Annotated in this window: 1 protein-coding gene; it reads left to right on the top strand. The window is 36.8% G+C overall.

Annotation, left to right across the window (positions count from 1 at the left end):
- A partial coding sequence (locus tag AOA59_RS32375) for a hypothetical protein (RefSeq protein ID WP_158235226.1) occupies positions 1–446 on the top strand: 446 nt, incomplete at both ends.

Genomic DNA, 446 nt, shown 5'->3' on the forward strand with positions numbered 1-446 from the left:
GAACAAGATGTTCCGTTACCACACGGGCCAATTAGTGAAGACCAAGTATTTTTGGAAGCTAATGATCAAGTGTTTTTACTTTCAGGAACTCATAAACATGACTTACTTGGTGTATCACAATATGGGGACACAAATAATAATCAAACATCTCTTTACTATATAGAAGATGATACGTTAAAGTCACTGTCATTTGAAAGTGCTGGCCAAAGTTCCTCAATGATTTTACATACTAACCAAATCAAAAGTCTTGATGAGGACACCATTCAAATCGCAATGTATCACAACCACCATGAGGAATTCGGTCCATCGTGGTTTTTCATAGATTACGAAATTGATTTTTCATCTGGAATTGCGAAGTTAGTAGAGGAATCATCTTTTCACAGTGATGAGTGGGATTTGGGAGAGTTCCTTTATAATCGCTGGAATACGGAGCCTGAGTTTTATAT

The sequence above is a fragment of the Pseudomonas sp. 2822-15 genome (assembly GCF_002742515.1).
GTDB classification, from domain to species: Bacteria; Pseudomonadota; Gammaproteobacteria; order Pseudomonadales; family Pseudomonadaceae; genus Aquipseudomonas; species Aquipseudomonas salomonii.